This is a genomic window from Rhizobium sp. BK529, assembly GCF_014194105.1.
Lineage (GTDB): Bacteria > Pseudomonadota > Alphaproteobacteria > Rhizobiales > Rhizobiaceae > Rhizobium.
Genome location: NZ_JACIAU010000003.1, coordinates 90,126 through 111,559, shown reverse-complemented (window position 1 = coordinate 111,559; position 21,434 = coordinate 90,126). Strand labels below are relative to the sequence as shown.

At 58.8% G+C, this 21,434-nt stretch carries 24 protein-coding genes and 1 tRNA gene; 12 read left to right on the top strand and 13 right to left on the bottom strand.

The annotated features are described in order from the left end of the window. Positions 1-11: 11 nt before the first annotated feature. Together FHX08_RS20490 and FHX08_RS20485 are read left to right on the top strand one after the other, a co-directional pair. A complete protein-coding gene (locus FHX08_RS20490; RefSeq protein WP_184327609.1) occupies positions 12-1,883 on the top strand; it encodes a hypothetical protein in 1,872 nt (623 codons plus the stop codon). An 882-nt stretch (positions 1,884-2,765) separates the two neighbouring features. Next, entirely contained in the window at positions 2,766-3,956 is a 1,191-nt protein-coding gene (locus FHX08_RS20485; RefSeq protein WP_132658320.1) for an IS481 family transposase, read from the top strand. Positions 3,957-4,000: 44 nt separating this feature from the next. Here FHX08_RS20485 and FHX08_RS20480 read toward each other — a convergent pair. Further along, a tRNA-Val gene (locus FHX08_RS20480) sits at positions 4,001-4,076 on the bottom strand. Positions 4,077-4,235: 159 nt separating this feature from the next. On the opposite strand from FHX08_RS20480, the gene FHX08_RS20475 reads away from it, so the two are divergent. Then, positions 4,236-4,850 (top strand): class I SAM-dependent methyltransferase, encoded by a 615-nt coding sequence (locus FHX08_RS20475; RefSeq protein WP_132658366.1) that lies wholly within the window; start codon positions 4,236-4,238, stop codon positions 4,848-4,850. Between the two features lie 14 nt (positions 4,851-4,864). Here FHX08_RS20475 and FHX08_RS20470 read toward each other — a convergent pair whose 3' ends face one another. Further along, entirely contained in the window at positions 4,865-5,890 is a 1,026-nt protein-coding gene (locus FHX08_RS20470; RefSeq protein ID WP_132658463.1) for an NAD-dependent epimerase/dehydratase family protein, read from the bottom strand. 434 nt (positions 5,891-6,324) lie between these two features. On the opposite strand from FHX08_RS20470, the gene FHX08_RS31570 reads away from it, so the two are divergent. Further along, complete coding sequence (locus FHX08_RS31570; RefSeq protein ID WP_246698354.1) at positions 6,325-6,681, top strand: hypothetical protein; 357 nt, start codon at positions 6,325-6,327, stop codon at positions 6,679-6,681. 103 nt (positions 6,682-6,784) lie between these two features. Here FHX08_RS31570 and FHX08_RS31565 read toward each other — a convergent pair whose 3' ends face one another. Together FHX08_RS31565 and FHX08_RS20460 are read right to left on the bottom strand one after the other, a co-directional pair. Further along, a complete protein-coding gene (locus FHX08_RS31565) occupies positions 6,785-6,952 on the bottom strand; it encodes a hypothetical protein (protein ID WP_245508404.1) in 168 nt (55 codons plus the stop codon). Next, positions 6,937-7,350 carry a hypothetical protein gene (locus tag FHX08_RS20460; RefSeq protein WP_245508405.1) on the bottom strand — a complete coding sequence of 138 codons (414 nt, stop codon included), beginning with the start codon at positions 7,348-7,350 and terminating at the stop codon, positions 6,937-6,939. The genes FHX08_RS31565 and FHX08_RS20460 overlap by 16 nt, the downstream gene beginning before the upstream one ends. 300 nt (positions 7,351-7,650) lie before the next feature. On the opposite strand from FHX08_RS20460, the gene FHX08_RS20455 reads away from it, so the two are divergent. Further along, positions 7,651-7,863, top strand: a complete 213-nt coding sequence (locus FHX08_RS20455) for a hypothetical protein (protein ID WP_132658369.1) — start codon at positions 7,651-7,653, stop codon at positions 7,861-7,863. 389 nt (positions 7,864-8,252) lie between these two features. Here the strand turns inward: FHX08_RS20455 and FHX08_RS20450 are convergent, their stop codons facing one another. From FHX08_RS20450 to FHX08_RS20430, 5 genes are all read right to left on the bottom strand, one after another. Beyond that, a complete protein-coding gene (locus FHX08_RS20450; RefSeq protein WP_132658371.1) occupies positions 8,253-8,438 on the bottom strand; it encodes a twin-arginine translocase TatA/TatE family subunit in 186 nt (61 codons plus the stop codon). Between the two features lie 339 nt (positions 8,439-8,777). Beyond that, on the bottom strand, positions 8,778-9,188 hold the full coding sequence (locus FHX08_RS20445; protein WP_245508406.1) for a hypothetical protein: 411 nt from the start codon (positions 9,186-9,188) through the stop codon (positions 8,778-8,780). 2 nt (positions 9,189-9,190) lie between these two features. Further along, entirely contained in the window at positions 9,191-10,108 is a 918-nt protein-coding gene (locus FHX08_RS20440; RefSeq protein WP_132658374.1) for a U32 family peptidase, read from the bottom strand. A 3-nt stretch (positions 10,109-10,111) separates the two neighbouring features. Next, complete coding sequence (locus tag FHX08_RS20435; RefSeq protein WP_132658376.1) at positions 10,112-11,089, bottom strand: peptidase U32 family protein; 978 nt, start codon at positions 11,087-11,089, stop codon at positions 10,112-10,114. Beyond that, entirely contained in the window at positions 11,080-11,586 is a 507-nt protein-coding gene (locus tag FHX08_RS20430; protein WP_132658378.1) for an SCP2 domain-containing protein, read from the bottom strand. The genes FHX08_RS20435 and FHX08_RS20430 overlap by 10 nt, the downstream gene beginning before the upstream one ends. Before the next feature lie 101 nt (positions 11,587-11,687). Here FHX08_RS20430 and FHX08_RS20425 point away from each other — a divergent pair, with 101 nt between their 5' ends. Next, the gene (locus FHX08_RS20425; protein WP_132658380.1) at positions 11,688-13,196 is read left to right on the top strand and encodes a UbiD family decarboxylase; all 1,509 of its coding nucleotides are present in this window, start codon (positions 11,688-11,690) and stop codon (positions 13,194-13,196) included. Further along, positions 13,180-13,818 carry a UbiX family flavin prenyltransferase gene (locus FHX08_RS20420; protein ID WP_132658382.1) on the top strand — a complete coding sequence of 213 codons (639 nt, stop codon included), beginning with the start codon at positions 13,180-13,182 and terminating at the stop codon, positions 13,816-13,818. The genes FHX08_RS20425 and FHX08_RS20420 overlap by 17 nt, the downstream gene beginning before the upstream one ends. Here the strand turns inward: FHX08_RS20420 and FHX08_RS20415 are convergent. Next, on the bottom strand, positions 13,773-14,453 hold the full coding sequence (locus FHX08_RS20415) for an NnrU family protein (RefSeq protein WP_132658383.1): 681 nt from the start codon (positions 14,451-14,453) through the stop codon (positions 13,773-13,775). The genes FHX08_RS20420 and FHX08_RS20415 overlap by 46 nt on opposite strands. 216 nt (positions 14,454-14,669) lie before the next feature. On the opposite strand from FHX08_RS20415, the gene FHX08_RS20410 reads away from it, so the two are divergent. From FHX08_RS20410 to FHX08_RS20390, 5 genes are all read left to right on the top strand, one after another. Further along, a complete protein-coding gene (locus FHX08_RS20410) occupies positions 14,670-15,212 on the top strand; it encodes an iron transporter (protein ID WP_132658385.1) in 543 nt (180 codons plus the stop codon). Then, a complete protein-coding gene (locus FHX08_RS20405; RefSeq protein ID WP_132658387.1) occupies positions 15,212-15,559 on the top strand; it encodes a cupredoxin domain-containing protein in 348 nt (115 codons plus the stop codon). The genes FHX08_RS20410 and FHX08_RS20405 overlap by 1 nt, the downstream gene beginning before the upstream one ends. Beyond that, entirely contained in the window at positions 15,556-16,410 is an 855-nt protein-coding gene (locus FHX08_RS20400) for an FTR1 family protein (protein WP_132658389.1), read from the top strand. Before FHX08_RS20405 ends, FHX08_RS20400 begins: the two co-directional genes overlap by 4 nt. Next, entirely contained in the window at positions 16,407-17,792 is a 1,386-nt protein-coding gene (locus FHX08_RS20395; RefSeq protein ID WP_132658391.1) for a 4Fe-4S binding protein, read from the top strand. The genes FHX08_RS20400 and FHX08_RS20395 overlap by 4 nt, the downstream gene beginning before the upstream one ends. A gap of 278 nt (positions 17,793-18,070) precedes the next feature. After that, the gene (locus FHX08_RS20390) at positions 18,071-18,358 is read left to right on the top strand and encodes a hypothetical protein (protein WP_132658393.1); all 288 of its coding nucleotides are present in this window, start codon (positions 18,071-18,073) and stop codon (positions 18,356-18,358) included. A gap of 174 nt (positions 18,359-18,532) precedes the next feature. Here the strand turns inward: FHX08_RS20390 and FHX08_RS20385 are convergent, their stop codons facing one another. From FHX08_RS20385 to nirK, 3 genes are all read right to left on the bottom strand, one after another. Then, positions 18,533-19,228, bottom strand: coding sequence for a Crp/Fnr family transcriptional regulator (locus FHX08_RS20385; protein WP_132658395.1), 696 nt, complete (start codon positions 19,226-19,228; stop codon positions 18,533-18,535). Further along, complete coding sequence (locus FHX08_RS20380; protein ID WP_132658396.1) at positions 19,218-20,180, bottom strand: SUMF1/EgtB/PvdO family nonheme iron enzyme; 963 nt, start codon at positions 20,178-20,180, stop codon at positions 19,218-19,220. Before FHX08_RS20380 ends, FHX08_RS20385 begins: the two co-directional genes overlap by 11 nt. An 83-nt stretch (positions 20,181-20,263) precedes the next feature. After that, positions 20,264-21,412, bottom strand: a complete 1,149-nt coding sequence (gene nirK / locus FHX08_RS20375) for a copper-containing nitrite reductase (RefSeq protein WP_132658398.1) — start codon at positions 21,410-21,412, stop codon at positions 20,264-20,266. Positions 21,413-21,434: the final 22 nt, after the last annotated feature.

Here is a 21,434-nt window from a genome sequence, read left to right as displayed (position 1 = left end):
ATGAGCCGAGCATGAGTCTTTTCCTCTTCGTTGTGCTGGTTGTTTCTGTCTGTTCGCTGTTGGGGATTTCTTTCGGAAGCAACAGGAATGGCGGTTTCGACATCTCGCGGGTGCTGCTTGGTGTTGCGCTAGCGCCAACTTTCATTTCGCTCGTTGCCTACGCCTCCTTTATGATCCTCTCGCACTGGATGCCAGGGCGGATTATTTTCATCGTCTTGCCCTTGCTTGCAGCACTTGCGTTGGCCGGCAGCGGCATCAGGCATTTCAGCGGAATTGCTTTCCGTATACCCGCCGGTAGGTGGAACCTTGTGCCGTTGGCGCTCGTCCTTTGCGGGCTTCCGTTCTTGGTAACAATCTGGTCGTGGGCAGCTACCGATTTTTCGGCGCACGATATAACCCTGTACCTGACGGAGGCTAGCGACTTAAGTCGGATAATGCGTGAAGGATCGGAGTCATTTTCCGACCCGTTCAACTATCGCCATCCAGTGGTTGTTCACCCTCATAGTCTGTCATTTTCATTGTATCTGGCTTGGGGATTTCTGTTTGAGGCCCCTGCGGGATATGGGAACGATTTTATTCCCAAGCTTCTTGTTGGGCTGACATTTTTAAGCGTCCTCTCTGCCGCCGTGAGTATTGTCGGGAAGCGCGCAGGAATCTCGATAGGGCTTGCCGCGGGCTTAGTAATTACGATGAGCGCTCTGTGGTCGAACGAGATCAGGGGGCTTTCTCGCGATGCGTTTTATATTGGACCGGCCATTGTTCTTGCCGGCCTTGTATTAGAGCAAGAGGCCAGGAAAGCGGGATTGAGACTGGTCGGGCTTCAACTCTTAGCGGCACTCGGCGTGCTTCTAGGCCATTCTATCGGTATCGTTTTGGCAACGGCACTGTTGGCGGGATGCCACATAGTGCTGTTTGCGCGATACAGATTTGCCATACTTACGATGCCATCGACGTGGGTACTTGCTGCCACACTATTCGTTGCGGCCGTGATCAGTTACCTGCGTTATTTTGGCTCCGGTGCGGCTAACCTGGGCTTTACGTACCCATTCTACGCTGACCCCTATCAGATCCAAGCGCTCAAGACGACGACCCCGTTCGCCGTCGAGCCGTCATTTATGGAGTTCGCGCTCAAAAATCTCGAGTACGCACAGATCTCCCCATACTGGGCAATAGCTGTAGCTTTGGCCGGGGTTATGGTCTCGATTCGGATCGCGAGGAAGAGATTGCTGCGCGGCACCGAGTTACTCTGGTGCGGGATGATATCCGTGCTCTTGGTCTCGCTGATCCTTATAGGGTTCATGCCGCTGCATCTCGACGGCCTCAGTCTGGCGGGGGCTTTTGTCGCCAACTTTCGCTACGGATTTCACCTCGGGCTTTATGCGTTGTTGGTCATTATGCTCAGCTTTGAGGTTATCCGCCAATGTTTGGTGGTTCGTCTCGGTTTGGCAAATACCCGCGGTCGCGACCTTCTAGCTTTCCTAGCGGGAGCGGTCGTTTTAAATGCTTGGTGGGCGCAGGTTCCGAAGGAGAAAGAGGATGTGTTTGCCGTCAATACGTCGGTGAAATCACAGAATTTGACGTGTTCGAAACTTCAAGCGTTAAATCCGAGGCGGGTGTTAGTCGATAACGTTGGTAGATTTTACACCTGCTCGGGGAATCTGCAGTATGTGTTCACCAACGAGGGAGTTCGAATTACGGGGGCGGAGAACGATAGTGCCATCCGCTTAGCCTTGGACGCTGCATCAATCGATGCTATCGTACTGGACAGCAACATTCAGATGTGGTGGAGCGGTACCCGGTTGTACCATTACTTGCTTTCAAACTGGACCCATTTCGAGCGCTTGCCGGGTGCGCCCGATGTCTTTGTCAGGCCACGCGAATGAACGGGTCGACCGGTGCCCATAGCTAGTTCGGTAATCCTCCCTGTTTTAAGTTTGGTTGTAGGACTCCAATCGCCGCGGCCGTCAGGCCGCCGATTGCTTCTCACTAGCAACTGGCGATGGGAGAAACGGTGGCAGATTTCAACAACAGAATGGCTTGTTTACTGGCAATCTCGGTTACGACGCCAACGGCTTTACCGCCGCCGCGATCTGGACGAATGCCCGCGGCCGCGGTTCAATCAATGGCGACATCCACACGAACAACGCTTTCGGTCATGATAGATTATCGACATCGACACTTGTTGGGTCGACCCGGCCAATACCGACAAGTTCATGAGTGCTTCTGGGATTTGTCCCCCCCGCTTGCCGCAGTCGGAGAAGGTGAAGTTGGTCGCCTCATCCCTGCCACCTCCTAGGCGCGGCGCCGACTCCGCGTTCACCAGAACGCGATTGAAAGTAATCGCTGTGTTACCCTTGCGGCGCGCCGATCCTCGCAAGGATGACTAAATACAAGCTGTCCGTTTGCGGTTTGCCGTGCGTTTGCAGAGCCACTACGGCCTCCATCCACGCATCGTCATCCGGCAGAATAGATCATCGGTTCTCCATTGAGTCGTTTGGAACGAGAAGAGAACATGCTGCACGGATTTTCTGAGCAAACTCGCGTTCTGTTCTGGGTTAAGCGCAAGGGTGAGGGGCTCGTTCCAGGTTTCCCTTTAGAATCAAGGGGCGTTTTGGGAGGTTAGGTGAGGGGATTCCCACGCTGAGCGTAAGCGGGCTGAAGCAACTGTATGAAATGTCAATTTTCAAAGTGCCCGACCTGAGAGATAGGTGACGATTTGTACCGGAGACATGGGTGACACTTTTCGTTTTTTGCGGGAGGTGTTGATGCCGTGGAGAGAGACTTCGGTCATGGATGAGCGTCTTCGATTTGTCGCCCGGTTGCTGGAGGGCGAAGGGATGAGCGAGGTTTGCCGGTCGTTCGGGATCTCGCGCAAGACCGGCTACAAGATCTTCAATCGCTACAAGGAGGACGGGCTGGAGGCCCTGACGGACCGGTCTCGGCGACCGGTGCGCTATGCCAATCAGTTGCCCGAGCCGGTTGAGGCGATGATCGTGCGCTGCAGACAAGACAAGCCGCACTGGGGCGCGCGCAAGATCCGCGAGCTCCTGGTCCGCCGTCTGGCCGGCGACGTGCGCATCCCGGCCAGAAGCACGGTGCACGCGGTGCTCGACCGGTACGGCCTAGTGAGCCAGGCCCGCAAGAGGAACCGGGCGAACAAGGCCGTGGGCACGACGCTCTCGATAGCCGTCAGCCCCAACGATCTTTGGTGCGCCGACTTCAAGGGCGAGTTCAAGCTGGGCGACAGCAGATATTGTTACCCCCTGACGATCACCGACCAGGCTTCGCGCTATCTCCTGTGCTGCGAGGCCTTCGAGACGACCCGCGAACGCGGCGTCTTCGATGCCTTCCGGCGGGTCTTTGCCGAGCGTGGGCTTCCGCTTGCCATTCGTTCCGACAACGGCCTGCCATTCGCCAGCCCGAACGGGCTCTACAATCTCTCGAAATTGTCGGTCTGGTGGCTCAGGCTCGGCGTCGCCTTCGAACGCATTCGCCCCGGCCACCCGCAGGAGAATGGCCGCCATGAACGCATGCATCTGACGCTGAAGAAAGAAGCCACCCGTCCGCCAGGACGCAATATTCTCCAGCAGCAAATGCGCTTTGACGCGTTCGTCAGCGAATTCAACACCGAAAGACCGCATGAGGCCCTGTCGATGAAGGTCCCGGCCGACGTCTACAAGGCTTCGCCGCGACCCTATGAGGGGCTGCCCGAGATCAGCTATCCCTTCCACGACCGCGATGCCATCGTCACCAACTGCGGCCGTCTGTGCATCCATCGTAAGAAGATCAACATCTCAACCGTCATGGCCGGTCAGAGGCTCGGCCTCAAGGAGGTCGACGACGGCATTTGGCTCGTCAGCTTCTTGCGCTATGATCTCGGATATATCGATCTGGAACAGAGGACATTGCAAACCATCGACAACCCGTTCGGCACGAGGTTGTCACCCATGTCTTAGGGACAAGCTGTTACCTATGTCTCCGGGTCGGACAAAGGAGGTCATGGTGGGCGATGAGAGACTCGAACTCCCGACATCCTCGGTGTAAACGAGGCGCTCTACCAACTGAGCTAATCGCCCGCGATGCTCTGTGTCATCGTTCGGTGCAGCGTCTCTAGCGATATTGAGAAAGAACCGCAAGCCTCTTTTTGAAATTCTGAACAATTTGCATGTACATGCCGCTCTTCCCCACGGTGGCCATTCTCTGTAGAGGTGCGTCTACGAGAATAAGGAGCGAAAATGACGACGCGAGAGCAGCGGTTGGCCCTTCGGCAGAGCACACCCCGGACCTTTTTGGATGATATTCACACGGAACATGCCAGGTTGCTGCCTGACCGCGGCAAGCTTCTAGGCAATCTGCCAAAAGGTGGGGTCGTCGCCGAATTGGGTGTTGCAGAAGGAGCCTTTAGTGAGGAAATCCTGAAGCTTAACCAGCCGCAGCAGCTCTACCTCATCGATCCCTGGAATATGGACCGCTATTCAGAGGGACTCGAAATCATCAATGGTAAATTCGGTTCGGAGATCGCCGCGGGTCGCGTGGTCATCCGTCAGGGCACTTCGCTCGATATGCTGTCCCAGTTCGACGATGGCACCTTCGACTGGATCTATATCGATACCGATCATTCCTTCGCGCTCACCTGGCAGGAGCTCATGCTCGCAGATTGCAAGGTGAAACGGGATGGCAGGATTGCAGGCCATGATTTCTGCACGGGGAACACGGTCAAGCCTGTCGTCTATGGAGTTGTCGAGGCTGTCAACAAATTCTGTGTCGACTATGGCTGGCGCTTCGAATTTCTGACACTCGAGCCGGACGCCCACTTTTCCTATTGCCTCAAGCGTATTGGCGAATCGTAACTGCCAACGGTTTGTTACATATCGATCGTGCCGAGTTCCTGCTTGGCTTCCAGATACCACCCGACGAAAGCCTTGGTGCCGGTTTCGAGCGGTGTATTTGGCTGGTAGCCTGTCAGGGCACGGAGAAGATCGGGACTTGCGAAGGTCCGGGGCACGTCGCCCTGCTGCATAGGAAGCATGATGCGCTTTGCTTCATGTCCCATCGCATTCTCCACATTTTCGACGAAGTCCATGAGGCTGATCGGTTGGCCGCCGCCGATATTGACGATGCGGAAGGGCGCCTGATGCGAAAGCGTTTCGATATTTTTGTCGGCAACGCGATTGGCTTCCGAGGGAATAACGCCTGATAACCTGACCACTGCTTCGACCAGGTCGTCAATATAGGTGAAATCGCGACTCATATTGCCTTCACCGTAGATCTCGATCGGCCTGTCCTCGATCATGTTCTTGACGAACTTGAAGAGCGCCATGTCGGGTCGGCCCCACGGGCCGTAGACGGTGAAGAAACGGAACGCCGTCGTCGGGATCTTGTAGAGATGAGAATAGCAGTGCGCCATCAGCTCCATCGATTTCTTGCTGGCGGCATAGAAGCTCAGGGGCTCGTCGGCACGATCGGTTTCGCGGAAGGGGACAGTCGGATTGGCGCCGTAGATCGAGGAAGTCGAGGCAAGCATGAGATGGCGCAGCTCGATGCGGCTTGCCAGCTCTAGGATGTTCCATGAACCCTCGATGTTCGAACGCAGATAGGCCTGCGGATTTTCGATGCTATAGCGAACTCCGGCTTGTGCGGCGAGATGAATAAGAACATCCGGCTTTGCAGTTGAAATGGCGGTATCCAGCGCGGCCTTATCTTCCAGCATGGCGATGACGGGACGGAAGGAAGGATATTGCGCCAGCGCTGCGTGACGCATCTCCTTCAGTCTGACATTATAATAGGGTGTCAATCCATCGAAACCGGTTACTTCATGCCCATCCTGCAACAGCCGACGAGCCAGATGGAAGCCAATGAAACCTGCTGTTCCCGTAACGAAGTAGCGCATTTCTACCTTTTCTCGGATCTCCTTGCCGATAGCAAAGTAACCGAATCCATATTTGATCGTTCCCCTTACCGGATAGGCATTCCCTAGATCAACAATGATCGTCGATTCACCGGTAAGACATCGCAGGGGAAGGAGTTGATGCAACACGTTCTTCCCTTTGCACCGAGACACTATATTTTGGTATCCCCACACACGTCGACCTGAGGAAGAGCATGCGTGTCGACCATTGCGAAAATTGTACCAAAACGGGATCTGACGCGGCCGGCTCACCCGGCGGCACGAAGCAGCAGATCATTACATTCCGGAACGCCTGGCATCATCTGAGGTGCATGGCGTTCGGCGCGATCATTGTCGCTACACCATCTTCGAGTTCGCCGGCATTTGCCGCCAATGTTCTTGAACGAGCGATCGCGGCCACGCAGCCCTGCAAGCCGTTGAAGATCAAGCAGCCGGTTTTGGGTGTGAAGGTTGAATTGGGCATCGACAAGCTCGACTTCGTTAAAATCGACACGATCGAGATCAAGGTGAACGGGGATCTGGCCGACGCAAGCGCCGTTGGTACACTTGCGTGCAAGACATCGGAAGATGCTCCTCTCCAGGGAGGCTTTTCGGCAAGGGCTCGAATTCAGCTGCAGGCAAATCTCGCCACCTGCGTGATGGGTGGAAGTTCGGTCGATATCATCGAGACAGGGGGAGAGTTCGGCGACGTTGTGGCGGCGTTCGAACCCGAGATTTCGGCTGCCCTTCGCAGGAGCGTGGAGAAAGCGCTAAAGAAGCTTTGCGCGAGCTGAAAGCGGAGGGGCACGAAATGGGGCGATCGGTCTGCAAGCCAGCAGTTCGATGCTGGTTCGTGCCTCATCGATACGCATTCGCGCGTGAAAATCTCACGCAGGCTCAGGTCCAGAATGCGCTGATGGCAAGGGTCAGCGAGAAGGCAACCAGCACTGCGCAACCGCAATGGCGTGCAAGAGGCGGCATCTGCGCCCGGCGTCCGACAAGCAGACCGCCGAGGCCAAGCGAGATCACCGATGTCACCGTCACGCAGGCTATGAATGCCACCATCGCGGCGGGCACTCTGCCTGGACGGCGGGCATAAGGGTGAGGCCAATGATGATGGCCTTGGGATTGAGCGGAGTGGTGATGAAAAGCTGACCGATACCGAGCGCATTCGCGCCAGTTGCCGGCGCCAGGCCCCAGAGCTTCAGTGCAAGATAGAGAACCCAGATCGCCGAAATCAGCTTGATGACGACGGCGACGGCCGGACGTCCTTCAAGCAGCGGAGCGGCGATGCTCGACACCGGAATGATGATTGCGAGATAGCGGAGCACGACCGCCGCGACGAGCGACAGGGACCGCCTGACGGTCAGCGCCGTCGACGCCAGGGCCAAAGCCGCATTGGTCGGCCCTGGAAGGACCGGCAGCGAGAAGGCGGCGATCACGAATGTCGGCAGGTTCATCATGTCCGCTCCTAGCAATTCTCCGCCACCCTTCTCACGAATCCCGACGGATTATTTGATCTGTGTCATGTCAAGCAGCGTGTCTGGCCGAACAGATCATGACGGAGAGCGATGGCCATAGGGGCGCGGTTCAGCCGCGATCTCCCATTCAGTTGCCTTCGTGAATTCCGCACAGATTGAGATTTATCAAGGACGAGCAAGAATAGGGCCGATAGCAACGACATCGCTTATTCGTCTGTCGCGGAGGGACGTCGCATCGTTGTAGCGATGTGGAATCCATCTCGAAAAGCTCTCGGTGCAGTCATGCTTCTGAAAAATCTCGATCCACCCACCGCCAGACGCGTTCTGCGCGTCTATGATGCTATTGCAGACGCAACATGGTTCAATCGCAACCGTGCTACGGAATGGGAACTGCTGAAACTCGTGCTTCGTCATGTCGCGCGTGATCAGGACGAGGACTATCTCCAGAAACTATGCATCCGTGACGCGCTAGAGCGTTTCCGCCGGAGCGCGTAGCCCTGTCGACAGGTCGCTTCGGTTGGGGAGTGGGTGCCACGGTCCGGCCGATACCGTGCCATGTCCATAGCGGTTCTGCCTGCGAACGGCTGCGGCGCCAGCGTCTCACGTCGGTTGCGGTGACGGCCAGGGTCTGGGCGTTGCTCGGCCCGCGTTCGGCATAGGCGAGGGCGATCTCGCAAAAACAATCCAGAAACTGGAAAAGCCGCGCCTCATTTGCACGCGGGGGCGAGGCCACGCTCAACAGCGATCGTCTCGTAACGATCGCTGTCCGCATTTGGCCGGCAATTAGAAGGCCGATGCGACCGCATTTTTCTGCGTCGTCGAACCGGGCCGAGATGATTGAATAATCCATTCTGTCCCCTCTGGACGTTCAGCCACGGTCCAGATCAGGACCCAACTGTATTCGTGCCGTCCCTGTCCTTCTTGCTGGTGGCTTCGTCATCGATGCCTTTCTTGAAGGCGCGGATCCCCTGCGCGACATCACCCATCAGTTCGGGGATCTTGCCACGTCCGAACAAGATGACGACGATGGCGAGGACGATCAGCCAATGCCAGGCACTAAAGCTTCCCATTTCAACTACTCCTTGAAACGTCACAAGCTTAGACCTTCCTGCTCGGCCGTGATTGATCTGGCGCAAACGCAAATGTTGTTGATGAAATCGGCGTGACAAATGTCGCGCATCATGACTGCCAGGCACGTGAACCTCACAGTTATCGATGCCCGCCCGCGTCCCCATTGATGCGCCAATGTCGCCGAGGGGACCGCTCGTCGGCAGTTGAATCCGGCATAAAGATCGGCCGCGTCTGCAGGAGACACAGTTCGAGTGCTGCGCGCGAGTCGCTGCCGGCCGAATCAACACAGCCGATGTACTCAAGCACGTCGATGTGCCGATTCCAGCGGCTCTCTGTCCTCATGATGCAATCTCCCCGGGTTCTCTTGCCGGAAAATTCTGCCGGATGCCAAGCATGTCACGGCGATTGGCGACGAAGGCCCTCAGAAGTTGGGAGCCCATCTTTGCCTGCTTTGCCACATCGTCGAAAATCAGAGCTGCCTCCTCGATCTCGCCAATTTCGGAGGCGGGTCCGAACAGCTCGAGCTCCTTGAGAAGCTCAAGCAGCGTGCCGACCTTGGTTCGCTGGTGCAACGCCGACATGAACAGCTCCTGCACGACGGCGGCTCTTTGCTTTGGCACCAGATGCGCCAGCAATTCGCCAATGATGAGAGCGCAGCTGCAATCGGCTTCAGGGTCCTTCGCGAAGGCCTTTATCTGGCGCACGGCAGCAAGGATACCTCTGTCGCCGTCGTTTACCGCTAGCATCATCGTCATTCTCCCAAATCCCTTGCGTTTCTGAGGCGCGCGACCCATTCCGCGCCAGCCTTGCCGTGGTAAAATCCGTTCGATAATGGAATGTCCGGATAGACGTCTCGCAGCCTCGCCAGCGCCTGCGAGGGCTCGATCTCTCCATCCAAGACCTTGCGAAAGGTCCAGGACACTTCGACCATGTCGCAGGTCTGCGGCGACAGCCGAAGTGAATTCACCCCGCAAGCTTTCCATTCGCCGGGGCGTTCAAGCAGGGCCTGACATGTATGCGAGAGTGTCTGGACGCCATTTAAGGCGAGGAAGGGCTGGCCCGATATGGTATTGACCGTGATGCCGTCAGGATCCTCCTGGCAGACGAATTGGCAATTGTCTTTGGTTCGTCCCTTCGAGCGCGCATGAGCGCAGCGCGCGGAGATGGCGAGTGGCATGCGGCCGAAGGCGAAGACCTCGACGTCGAGATTGGGACAGGCAGCAGCGATAGCGGCCACGGATCTGGCCGGTAGCTCCGGTGGCAGGCAGATCGCCGTCGCGCCGTTGCATGCCAGAACACGTGCAGCCGCTGCATTATAGACATTGATGAACGGACCAATTGCGTGCGCCCGGCCCTTCAGCAAATGCAACGCCGAGAGATCATTTGCTTCGACGAGCCGGATACCCTCTTCGGCGAGCGCTCTTTGATAGTTTGTCTCGCGATCGAGCGTAACGAGCGCCAGCGTCGAGAGCCTGACCTCTTTTCCGGCCTCCTCCAGCCGCTCGATGACGAGCGCAAGCTCGGCCTCCATGAAATGCAGGCGTTTCGAGCAGATCGTCTCGCCGATAACGACGACGTCGACAGGCGCTTCGTCGGCGATCTCGAAATAGAAGTCGCGCCATCTGTCGCTCGGCCAGAGATACTGGAGTGGGCCAAGTGTGAGCTTCATCGCCTACCTCCACCGCTTCTCATAGGCGCCATGCGTGGTCTCCAGTCCTTCGCTGAGGGCTTTCAGACGGGCCATCAGAGCCGGTCGTTCGGCGGGTGCAGCTTTCATCGTGGCGCGGAGCGTCGAGACGACCTGCGAAATATAGGCCTTACCGCGTTGCCGTCCCTCGACCTTCAGCGCGGTGACTCCGGCGGCCCGGAGTTCGTCCAGCTGATCCATGACATCAAGCGAGACCGGATCCTCGAAGGCATAGGTCTTGCTCTTGCCGATCTCGAACCGTCCCTTGCAGAGGGTCGGATAGCCGGCCGGTTCCTGCTCGGAAAATCTGTTGATCGTGAAGCCACCCAGCTCCGACACCATGTCACTGCCCTCCTGCCGATAGCGAACATGGCTTGCCGGCGAGCAGACACCGTTCATGTTGGGCGATCTTCCGGTGGCGTAGGAAGAGAGCGAGCAGCGTCCCTCAGCCATGACGCAGAGGCCGCCGAAGACGAAGACCTCAAGCTCGCAAGGCACGCGGCGAGCAATACGGGCGATGTCGGCGACGGTCAGCGTTCGGGGAAGCACGACGCGCGCTGCGCGGAAATTCTCAACCAGATAGGCAAGGGCGTCCGGATTGGAGGCCGAAGCCTGAACGGAAATGTGCAGGCGTTGATGCGGATGACATTCGGCAACATGTGCCATCAACCCGAAATCGGCGACGATGAGCGCGTCGGCTCCGGCGTCGGTTGCCTCTTGTGCCCGGCGATACCAGAGATCCTCTCGACCTGCGGTCATGAATGTGTTCAGCGCCACGAATGTCTTGACGCCTCGAGCGCCGGCATAGGAAACCGCTTCGCGCAGCTCCTGCAGATCAAAATTCAGGCCCGGAAAGTTTCTGGCGTTCGTTTCGTCGCGAAAGCCGCAATAGACTGCATCCGCTCCGGCATTGACGGCTTCTCTGAAGGACGAGGGGGTTCCAGCCGGGCATATCAGTTCCATCTGACACCTTCGGATTTGAGGGCGCGGCGCCGGACGCAGGAGAGCGTCGCGATCACCGGGCGTCGGATCGGCCCCGACATATCTGCGGTCAGTTTCACCAGATCGATGCCGCTGTCGTCGAGCGCATTGCGAAGCGCGAGCACCGCTTCCATATTGCCGGTCACGGTAAGTTTGCGGGCAAAGAAGACGGCATCGCCGTCAAGACGGCCCTCGACGAGCCCCAGCATCAGGAGCAGGGGGCCGCCGATCCTGGCATCCGCTTCCGGCGCGCTTCCGCGCCGGAAGATGCGGATAGTGCCGCCGGCAGGCCGGATCACGAATTCGAAGGCAAGGTCCGAAGGCGCAAAGCCAAAAGATGAATAGCGATAATCCCCGAGCCGGTCGAAGAGCCGGGGGTGGGATTTGAGCACCTGCTGAAACAGCAAGGATGCGGCGCGGGCCGCGATTGGCAACGGCACGATGCCGGCCGCAGCCATCAGGCGGGATGAAACAAACATTGAGGCCTCTTCTCGTGAGAGCAGCACCCTAGGGCCTGGCGCATTCGCCCTGTTTGTTTTGGCTCAAAGACAGGAGCTGTTTCCTCGCCGATTGCATCCCCATGCTAAACAATGCGCCGAAGATCAAACGTCATGCCGACCTGCAATCCTTCATTCGTGAGCTCGAGCGGCGACGGCTGCTTGTGTCGATCGACAAGCCCGTGTCGCTTGTTCACGACCTGACGGCACTGCATCAGCATGTTCTTGAGGACAATGGGCCGGCCCTTCTGATAAGGGCACCGATAGATGCCGAGGGACGGTGCAGCCCCATCCCGGTGCTCGTCAATCTCTTCGGCACCAGGGAGCGCATAGAGCTTGGTTTCGGAGTCGAACAGGGCGGCCTCGGGCGACTGGCGGAGGATCTCGCCGATCTTCGAAACCCCTCTCCGCCGAAATCGCTCGCAGACGCCCTGAGCAAGCTCTCCCTGCTCAAGGCCGCAAGCCTCATGCGGCCGAGGCGACGACGCGCCGCCCTCGCGCAAGCGGTGATCCATCGGGGTGCCGCGATCGATACCGGCATGCTTCCGGTTCAATGGTGCTGGCCCGGCGAACCCGCTCCACTGGTGACCTGGCCGCTGGTGATAACCCGCGATCCCGACGACCCAGACGACGTCAACGTCGGCATCTACCGTACGCAGGTTCGCGACCGCTCCTCGCTGATCGTGCGCTGGCTTTCCAATCGCGGCGGCGCAAGGCACTTCCGCCAATGGCAGCGGCGCGGTCAGGACATGCCCGTCGCGATTGCGATCGGCGCGGACCCTGCGACGCTTCTTGCGGCCGTCATGCCACTGCCGGAAGGCGTCAGCGAACTGAATTTTTCGAGCCTTCTGCGTGGCGCACGCACGCAAGTCGCCAGGGCTCTGACCGTGCCGCTCTACGTGCCGGCCTGCGCCGAGATCATTCTGGAAGGACACGTCTCGATCGATGAAACGGCACCCGAAGGCCCTTTCGGCGATCACACCGGTTATTACAACAGCGTCGAACCCTTTCCGGTCGTTCGGCTGAGCGCTATTACCACGCGTCGCTCGCCAGTCTATCTCTCGACTTATACCGGGCGCCCACCGGACGAGCCGTCCAGGCTCGGGGAGGCGATGACCGAATTGTTCATTCCGATCCTGCGACGGCAATTTCCCGAAATCTGCGATCTCTGGCTGCCGCCGGAGGCTTGCTCCTACCGCACGGCAGTCGTCTCGATCGACAAGCGCTATCCAGGGCAGGCCCGCAGGGTGATGATGGGGCTCTGGTCAATGCTTCCGCAGTTCAACTACACCAAACTGATCATCGTGGTCGATGCCGACATCGATGTGAGGAGCTGGGAGGACATCATGTGGGCCGTGTCCACGCGGTTCGATGCCTCCCGCGACCTCACGGTCGTCGAAAACACGCCGATCGACTACCTCGATTTTGCGTCACCTCGAGCGGGTCTCGGAGCGAAGATGGGCCTCGACGCCAGCAGAAAGATTGGACCGGAAAGCGACCGCGAATGGGGTCGCGAGCTGCGCATGCCGTCAGACATTGCCGCGCGCGCCGCAACGACATGGGAAAGGATCAAACGTGATATCGTTTCATGAGCGGCGTGACGTCGTGCTGGCGGTGACTGGGGCCTCCGGTGCGGCGATCGGCCTTGCCGTCCTCGACCTCTTGTGCAGGCTTAGCTTGCGGGTGCATCTCGTCGTCTCGCAAAGCGGCAAGCGGACTCTTTTGCACGAGGTTGGGGCCGACGCTCATGACCAGATGCTGCCCAAGGCTTACAGAAGCTATGACAATTCAGATATCGGCGCGACGATTGCCAGCGGCTCGTTTCCTGTCGCAGGAATGATCGTCGCGCCCTGCTCGATGAACACGTTGGCGGCAATTTCAACCGGCCTTTCCTCCAGCCTCGTGGCGCGCGCTGCCGATGTTCAGCTCAAGGAGCGGCGACGGCTCGTGCTGATAACGCGAGAAACGCCCCTGCATCTCGGACATCTGCGCAACATGACATCAGTGACGGAGATGGGCGGGATCGTCATGCCGCCGGCCCCAGCCTTTTATAATCGACCGCAGTCGGTCCAGGACGTCGTGGATCATCTTGCTCGCCGCGCAGTCGATCTCCTAGGCTTGCCGATCGCGCCGCAGTCAAGCGCCTGGTCCGGCGAGACGGACTTCAATCAGCCGAAAACGGAAATCGGGTCAGCGCCGAAGAGCATGGCGTGACCCCCTGCGAGAAGTAGCCAGGCGACCAGCGCACTCGTGGCCACTGCCGCTGCCACGAGCGCTGCGTCCGATTTAGGCCGGACACCGGAAACAAATGCCACCAAAGGCCAGATAGAAGTCTGCGCGGCGTGGATGTCCCAATCATTGCCGAGATACTTCCTCGCGCGGCGCTCAGCCATAGGAATGCCGGCAAGCGCGAAAAGCCCGAGACCTCCGAACAACAGGAGTGAGCGCAAGTCGCCGTTGGCGATGACATGGCCGAGCGCCCAAAGAGCAAATCCCCATTGCACGGGGTGTCGGGTGATCCGCACGACCGCGTCAGCTAGTTCCGTTGAACGGATCGATATGGATAAGGGATTTGCGCTCATCAGACCGGCAAGCACGAGAAAACATCCGACAGGCGCGAGCACGAAGGTCACCGCTGCATGCCAGGGGCGAAGCTCCCACAAGGGGATGTAATCAAGGGCAAGGGCTGCGGAGAAGAGCCAGACCAGTGCCGCCAGCGAAGCAATTGAATAGGCCGTGATGTAAACCCGCTTGCCGATCGATCCGATGATACGCAGGCGAATATTCGGGATCGCCGGGATCGAATGCAGCATGAGAAAGACGGTAAATGCGCTGAGAAACTGGATCATCTGGTTTCCTTCCCGTGTCGAAGGCGATGTATCGATCACGGCCCGCTGCAACGTTGACCAAAGTCAAACAATGGCGACTGTTGACCAGATCTCGGTCGCCCGACGGCCTGCACACGCCTGCCCGGCGCTAAACCGCGCATCTTTGCGCCAGCGCAAAGAGAAGGGCGATTGCGCTGTTAAACGTGACGGCATTACTCATCTTTATGGATCGCCATCATGCTCCGGTGTACCAGCCTCTTTGCCGCTCCTCTCATTTTCATTGCAGTGCCGCCTGCCCTGAAGGCTGCCGAATATCCGGTTGGCTCGCCCCAGATCGCGGCGGGCATGGAAGTGGCCGCAGTCTATCTCCAGCCGATCGAGATGGATCCGCCCGGCATGATGCGCGCAGCGGCAGACTCCGACATTCATCTGGAGGCGGATATTCACGCGACTGCCGGTAACGCGAATGGTTTTGCGGAAGGCGACTGGCTTCCTAATCTGCATGTGGAATACGCAATCACGAACCTCGACAATGGCGAGGCACAGATCGGGTCGCTTGAGCCGATGGTTGCAAGCGACGGGCCGCATTATGGCGACAACGTCAAGCTGTCGGGGCCGGGCCGCTATCGGCTTGAGATCGACATTCATCCGGGTGGTCATGGCGAAATGTCTTTCGGACGCCATATTGACAAGGAGACGGGCGTTGCTCCCTGGCCCGATGCTTTTGCACTGAAATTCGACTTCGTGTTTGCCGGCATTGGCAAGAAGGGCGGCTACTGATGCGGGCCGTCGGTTGGTTGGAACGGCTGCTGGTCGCGGCCGCGCTGATAATACCCTGTTCGGCTGCCTTTGCCGGAGGTGAAGATCCGGTTTTCGAAGTTCATTTCAGCAACGGCGTCGTCTCACCCATCGTCATTGAAGTGCCGGCGAATACCCGTTTCAAGCTCGATCTCCACAATGACGGTTCGACCCCGATCGAGTTTGAGAGCATTCCGCTGCGCAAGGAGAAGGTTCTGGCGCCCGGCGCATCGAGTTTTCTCGTATTTCGCTCATTGAGCGAGGGCAACTATGCCTTCTTCGACGATTTTCATCTCGACATGCCTCCTGCGCGGCTGATTGTCCGATGAACACGGATTTGACGCTGCAGACATTCAAGATTGCTTCAGTGGTCTGGCGGGAAAGCTTCGAAGCCTTGCTGGTCATCGGGATCCTCTTGACCTGGTCCACCAGGGCGGCACCGGCGACAGGCAGGCGGGCAACCAGCTGGATCCTTGCCGGCGCGGGAGCGGGCATCGCGCTCGCCCTGACGTTGGCATTGGTCCTGGGCACGACGGCTGGCCTGCTTGAAGGAGATGGCGAGGACATCCTGCAGATGATCATGGCCGCACTCGCTGCCGTCCTCATGCTCAGGATGGTGTTCTGGATGCGTAGAATGGCGCGCGGCGAGAGCGCCGATCTCGCAAACTGTGCCGTCCGGCACGTCAAGTCCGGCAACTGGCTCGGGCTTTCCGTAATCGCAGCGCTTGCGGTGGCCCGTGAGGGTGCGGAGACGGTCGTCTTCCTCTTTGGATTGGCGGCGTCCTCGCAAGGTTGGCGGGCCGGTTTTTTCGTCGCCTCGGGTGTGGTAGGCCTCGTGCTTGCCGCAATCAGCTTCTGGGCGTTCAAGACCGGGTCGAAACTGATCTCGAGGATCGTGCTTGCGCGCATCAGCGAGGTGCTGCTCCTGCTTCTGGGAAGCGGGCTGACGATGCTCGTTATCGACAAGCTGATTTCGGTTGGATTTTTCTCGCCGATGACGCAACCGCTATGGGATACGAGCTTGCTGCTCGACGATGGCAGTGGCTTCGGCGCCTTCCTCGCCGGCCTGGTGGGCTATCGGGCTCGACCGGAGCTTCTTCCTCTTCTCGGCCTCGGTTTCTACTGGCTGATCGCATCCCTGGCCTATGCACCTCCACTGAAGGGCAAGGCGCTTGCATGACCTCTTCCCTGCATGGTGCGCCGGCGCTTGTCGCCAGGCTCGGTGACATCCTCCTGCGCCATCAGGCGACGATCCGCCATCTGCAATGGGCAATGGTGGCAATCTATGCCGCCCTTCTTGCGGTTCCGTTGTTGCTGGCGCTTCCAACGCACACCGATTATCTCTGGAATAATGCTGTGCGCTTTGCACAATTTGCCTTCTGGGGCGTTTGGTGGCCGTTCATCATTCTCGCAACGGCTCTCATCGGCCGCTTCTGGTGCGGGATCCTGTGCCCGGAGGGGGCACTTTCGGAGTTCGCCAGCCAGCACGGCGCCGGGCGGGCAATTCCCGGATGGATGAAATGGTCCGGTTGGCCGGTCGTGTCCTTCGTCTCGACAACGGTCTATGGGCAGTTGACCAGCATCTACCAGTATCCGAAACCTGCCGCGCTGCTGCTTGGAGGCTCAACCTTTGCAGCCATCGTCATTGGCGCGCGCTACGGCAAGGCAAAAAGGGTCTGGTGCCGGTTCCTGTGCCCGGTCAGCGGCGTTTTCGGCACCGTTTCGAAAATTGCGCCCTTGCATTTCCGTGTTGCCCCCGAAAGCTGGAGCGCCGGTGATCGGCAGGACGGACGATCGAAGGCTGTCAACTGTGCGCCGCTCATTCCCATCAAGACCATGCAGGGCGCTGCCGCCTGCCACATGTGCGGCCGGTGTTCCGGTTATCGCGGAGCGATTCGGCTTTGCTGGCGCAATCCGGCCAGCGATATCGTTCACGGCTCTGGCCGGCTTGCAACCATGTGGGAGACGGTGCTGATCGTTCCGGTTCTGCTCGGGCTGGTTCCCGCTGCGCTGCACTGGTCCGATAGCGGCCTGTTTCAGATGATCCGCCTGTGGTTGGTGGAACGATGCCTCGATCTGCATCTGATCTGGCCGCTATCCCTCCGGCTGCCCTGGTGGATCCTGACCGACTATCCCTTAGAAAATGATGTCATGACATCGGTAGATGCTGGCGCTTTTTTGATTCTTTTGGCGGTTTCGGTCGCTGCCGCCACGATCATGTTCGGCATTCCGCTAGCTGCGTCTGCAAGGATCCTTCGGATGAAGGGGCATTTCCCCCATCATCTGGCCCAGGCCCTCATTCCGCTAGCCGCAGCCTGTCTCTTCAGCGGACTGCTTTCGTTGACCGTCTCGCAGCTACGTTCCGACGGCATCGTCATACCTTATTCGGATCTTTTTCGCGGCGGTTTCGTCCTTTCGGCCGCCGCCTGGTCCGTGGTGTTGGTGTTCCGGATCGGCACCCTCTACGATCTAGGCCTTGCCACTAGAATCTCCGCAGCGATCATCATGGCCGTTCCGATCACGTCTTTTTCGATCGCTTGGGTCGGCGCATTTCTGAGCTGAAGTATCAGAGCAAGGCTGGTTAGCCTGTCTTGTCGGACTGGCCTTTCGGAAGGTTGACGAGACGGACCGGGCGCCGGCGCCTTCTGATTTCGACGATGAAGGTCTTTTGCGATACGCGCATCGGCATTCCTTTCGTTAATTCGAAACACTGGGCCACGACCGTGAGGTATCGGTGGGTTCTTAGGCCTCTGGGTTTCGTTCTCTTTGATGGATGTCAAAGACGTCGAGACGTTAAACGCTATGCTCTGGTCGATTATGGACAAAAGAGGAGGAATCCGATGTTACCGAGGTTCATCACCGCATTCCTGAGATCTTCCGGAGAGACGGGCGTCGTGCTGATGGAGCACGAGGGTGCGCAGCGCGTGGTCCTCATTGATCGTGACGCCTTGCGGGAGATCAGCGATCCACCACGCGCCGACGAAACCCGGCTGCAGCAACATGTCGGTACGATATGCGAAATTGCTGCCTGCAAGATCCGCCTGGAGCCGCAGTCGGCATTTTCCCGGATACGCGTGTCGAAGGACGACATCGCGGCGTGGAAGGCATCGCACGACACACGTCACTAGGAACAGTCTCAATCGCCGGCTCGGCATAAAGCCGTTCCAGTCGGGCGTCGCTTCATGCCACTGCGACGCAAATTCCGCCGCTGTTGCTGCGACGTGAAACGGTCCAAACGAATCAACGCCGCGCGGCAAGGAGTGCCGGTTGACCTGAGGATCTGATGAGTCCGTGTTCGGACGCTAATCACTTTCGCCTTCCGCAAGCCTCAGGAGACGTTGCGGATCGGTAACTGTCAGCTTCTGCCTGCCGCCTTCGACGATGCCCTTCGCTTCCCAAGCGCTCAGAATTCGCGACACTGTATGTAGCGTCGTGCCCGTCATCTCGGCAATATCCTGCCGCGATATCGGGAAATCGATCTTGATCCCGGTTCCGACTGCCTTGCCGGCCTGTTTGGACAGGCGCAGCACGGCATGGGCGACCCGCTTTTCCACTTCTTCGGTCGACATCTCACGGATGCGCGTATGCGCCTCCTCGAGCCGCTGCCCAATCGTCTGCATCGCACTCATTGCCAGGCGAGGATTTTGCTCGACGAAGCGCGCCCACATGTCGGTGGGCCATCCGAGGATGAGACTTTCGGCTGCCGCAATGGCGGTTCCCGGATAGTCCTGCCGGCGCAGCGCCATGGCAAAGCCGAACAGGTCTCCCGGATGCACCATCCTGACGATGATCTGCTGACCGTCATGCGTGACCTGTGTGACCTTGAGCCTGCCGTGCAGCAGCAGAAAGAAGGATCTTGCCGATGCTCCCTGCTCGAAAACCGCATCGCCTTGGGCGACGCGGCGCGGTGTGGCATGCTCGAGCATGGCGTCGAGGTCGGCATCGGTCATGCGCTCGAAAAGCGCCAATGACTTCACAATTGTACGGTCAACCTTCATTGTCGTCCCGCTGAACTCCTTTGAAAATGGTGCCGCTGAGCATATCTGCTATGGCGCGGCGCGTGAAGGCTTTGACGCTCTCGGCAAAGCCCGGCTGCCGGACGAGCCGGAAACCTAGATTATCGGGCGGGCTGCCGACCGAGCATCCGCCGCCCTTGGGATTTCTGACGAAGGTGCTCATCGGCGCACGGTGTCTGCCGGATGCGATCATGATGCCGCAGTTTGCCGGGTCGGGCTCTTCGATGCCGGCTTCCTTGTCCAGGTCGATGCGCCTGTTGCAGGTCGAAGTCCATTCCCAGATGTTCCCGCCGAAATCGACAAGGCCTGTCTGGCTCACGCCGAATGATCCCCTTGGCTGCGGCGCGGGATCGCTCGAGGCGCTGCGCCGTGCCTCGCGTTCGTAGTCTGCAAGCCAGCGCAGCGCGGGGTTTTTGCTGTCGGTGTCGATGCCAAGGGCATCGTCGGGAAAACGATCGGCGGCAGCATAGGCGAGTTCGAAGTCGGTCGGAAGCCGCCACTGCTCGCCGGTCTTTTGCGATAGCCAATTCGCATAGCGCAACGCGTCGTCATAGCTGACACCAGTGACCGGCGTGTCGTCGCCGGAGATTGCGCTTCGCCCTTCCGGATCGGGGCAGGCCCCATCGGCGACGCAACGATCATACTCGGAAAGACTGGTCTGATATTCGGCAATCGTCAGAGGCACCCGGACATTGGCCTCGCGCTTCGGTGCATCGACAGCCAGCCCCTTGCGGAAATACTCGGTCGGCTCGCGATATTGAAATTCATGGGGAGCAATAGTGACGACCTTGGGCGCGGCAAATGCGGGGGCGCGCCGCTCGATGTTCACGAACCCGGCCTCAACGGCAAGCGCTGCGGACAGAACCGCAAAAAGCGCAAGCGGAAGTGCGATCGAAAAGCCGGAAACTCCTGCAGTCTCGGCGTGCGGTGTCATGTCCTTTTCGCAACATGCGCCCCTTTTTTTCAAGAAAATATACTGTGCAGGCCGCCCTCACGGCCTGCACAGTCCCACCAAGGTCAGCTGGCCGACGGTGACCTTACCGAAGTCATCAGATCGTCGTTCCAGTCCCCTGTGACCTTGAAGTGGGCAGCCGCACCGAGTTCGAAGGCCTCGATGAGGTTGTGGTTGACATAGGCATAAATGCCGGGTTGCGCGAAGGTGTAGAGTGCAGCACCGGCCGTGCCGCCGGGGATGAACCAGGTCTCCTGGTCCACATCGGGAACGTTTGCAAACTTGCCGGTCGCCCAGACATATTCGCCATGGCCGCCGATGAGGTGCGGGCGCGTATCGCGATTGGCCTGCGAATGCACGATGAGCACGGTCTCGCCGACCTTGGCGGTCATCGCATTGTCGCCGGTCAGCGCGCCGACAGCGCCGTTGAAGACGATGTGGGTCGGCGTCAGCGTCTTCATGACGGCAAGCGTATCCTCATAGGCCTCGCCGGGACTGTCATATTTCTTGAATTTGCCGTTCTCGTCGCGCGGGATGTAGAAGTCCTGCTCGCCGACATAGTAGATCCTATCGTAGACGAGTGGCTTTCCATGGCCGTCGGTTAGGCCTTCGCGCGGCAGAACCATGATTGCGCCGTTCATGCCCGACGTGACATGCCAGGGGACCATGCCGGGAGGTGCGCAGTGGTAGACGAAGACGCCCGCCTTTGTCGCCTTGAAGCGCAAGACTGTGCTTTCGCCGGGGCCGACGATCGTCAACGCGCCGCCACCGAGCCCACCCGTTGCGGCATGGAAGTCGATATTATGCTGCATCGTGTTCGTTTCAGGATTGATTAGCGTCAGCTCCACATAATCGTCCTGATGGACGACCATCAGCGGGCCGGGCACCGAACCGTCGAACGTCATTGCGTTCACCTCGGTCCCATCCTTGTCTAGCACCATCTTCTTTTCCTGGATGGTGAGCGTGAATTCCTTGATCTTCGGGCCGCCCTCGGCCTTCTGGCTGTGGGGGTGGACGAAGGGCGGCTTGACCAGTTCGACCTTCTCACGCTGAAGCTTTGTGACGTCGACGGCCGGCACCTTCCTGGGCGCATTGAGCGCCACTACCTCGTCGGCATGGGCAGCGGTATTGGCAACGATGATGGGCGTCAGCGCTCCCGCGACAGCAGCGCCCGTAAGCATCATGCGACGGGTCATTTGCAGAGTGTTCGTCATTTCTAATCTCCTGTAGTCGAAG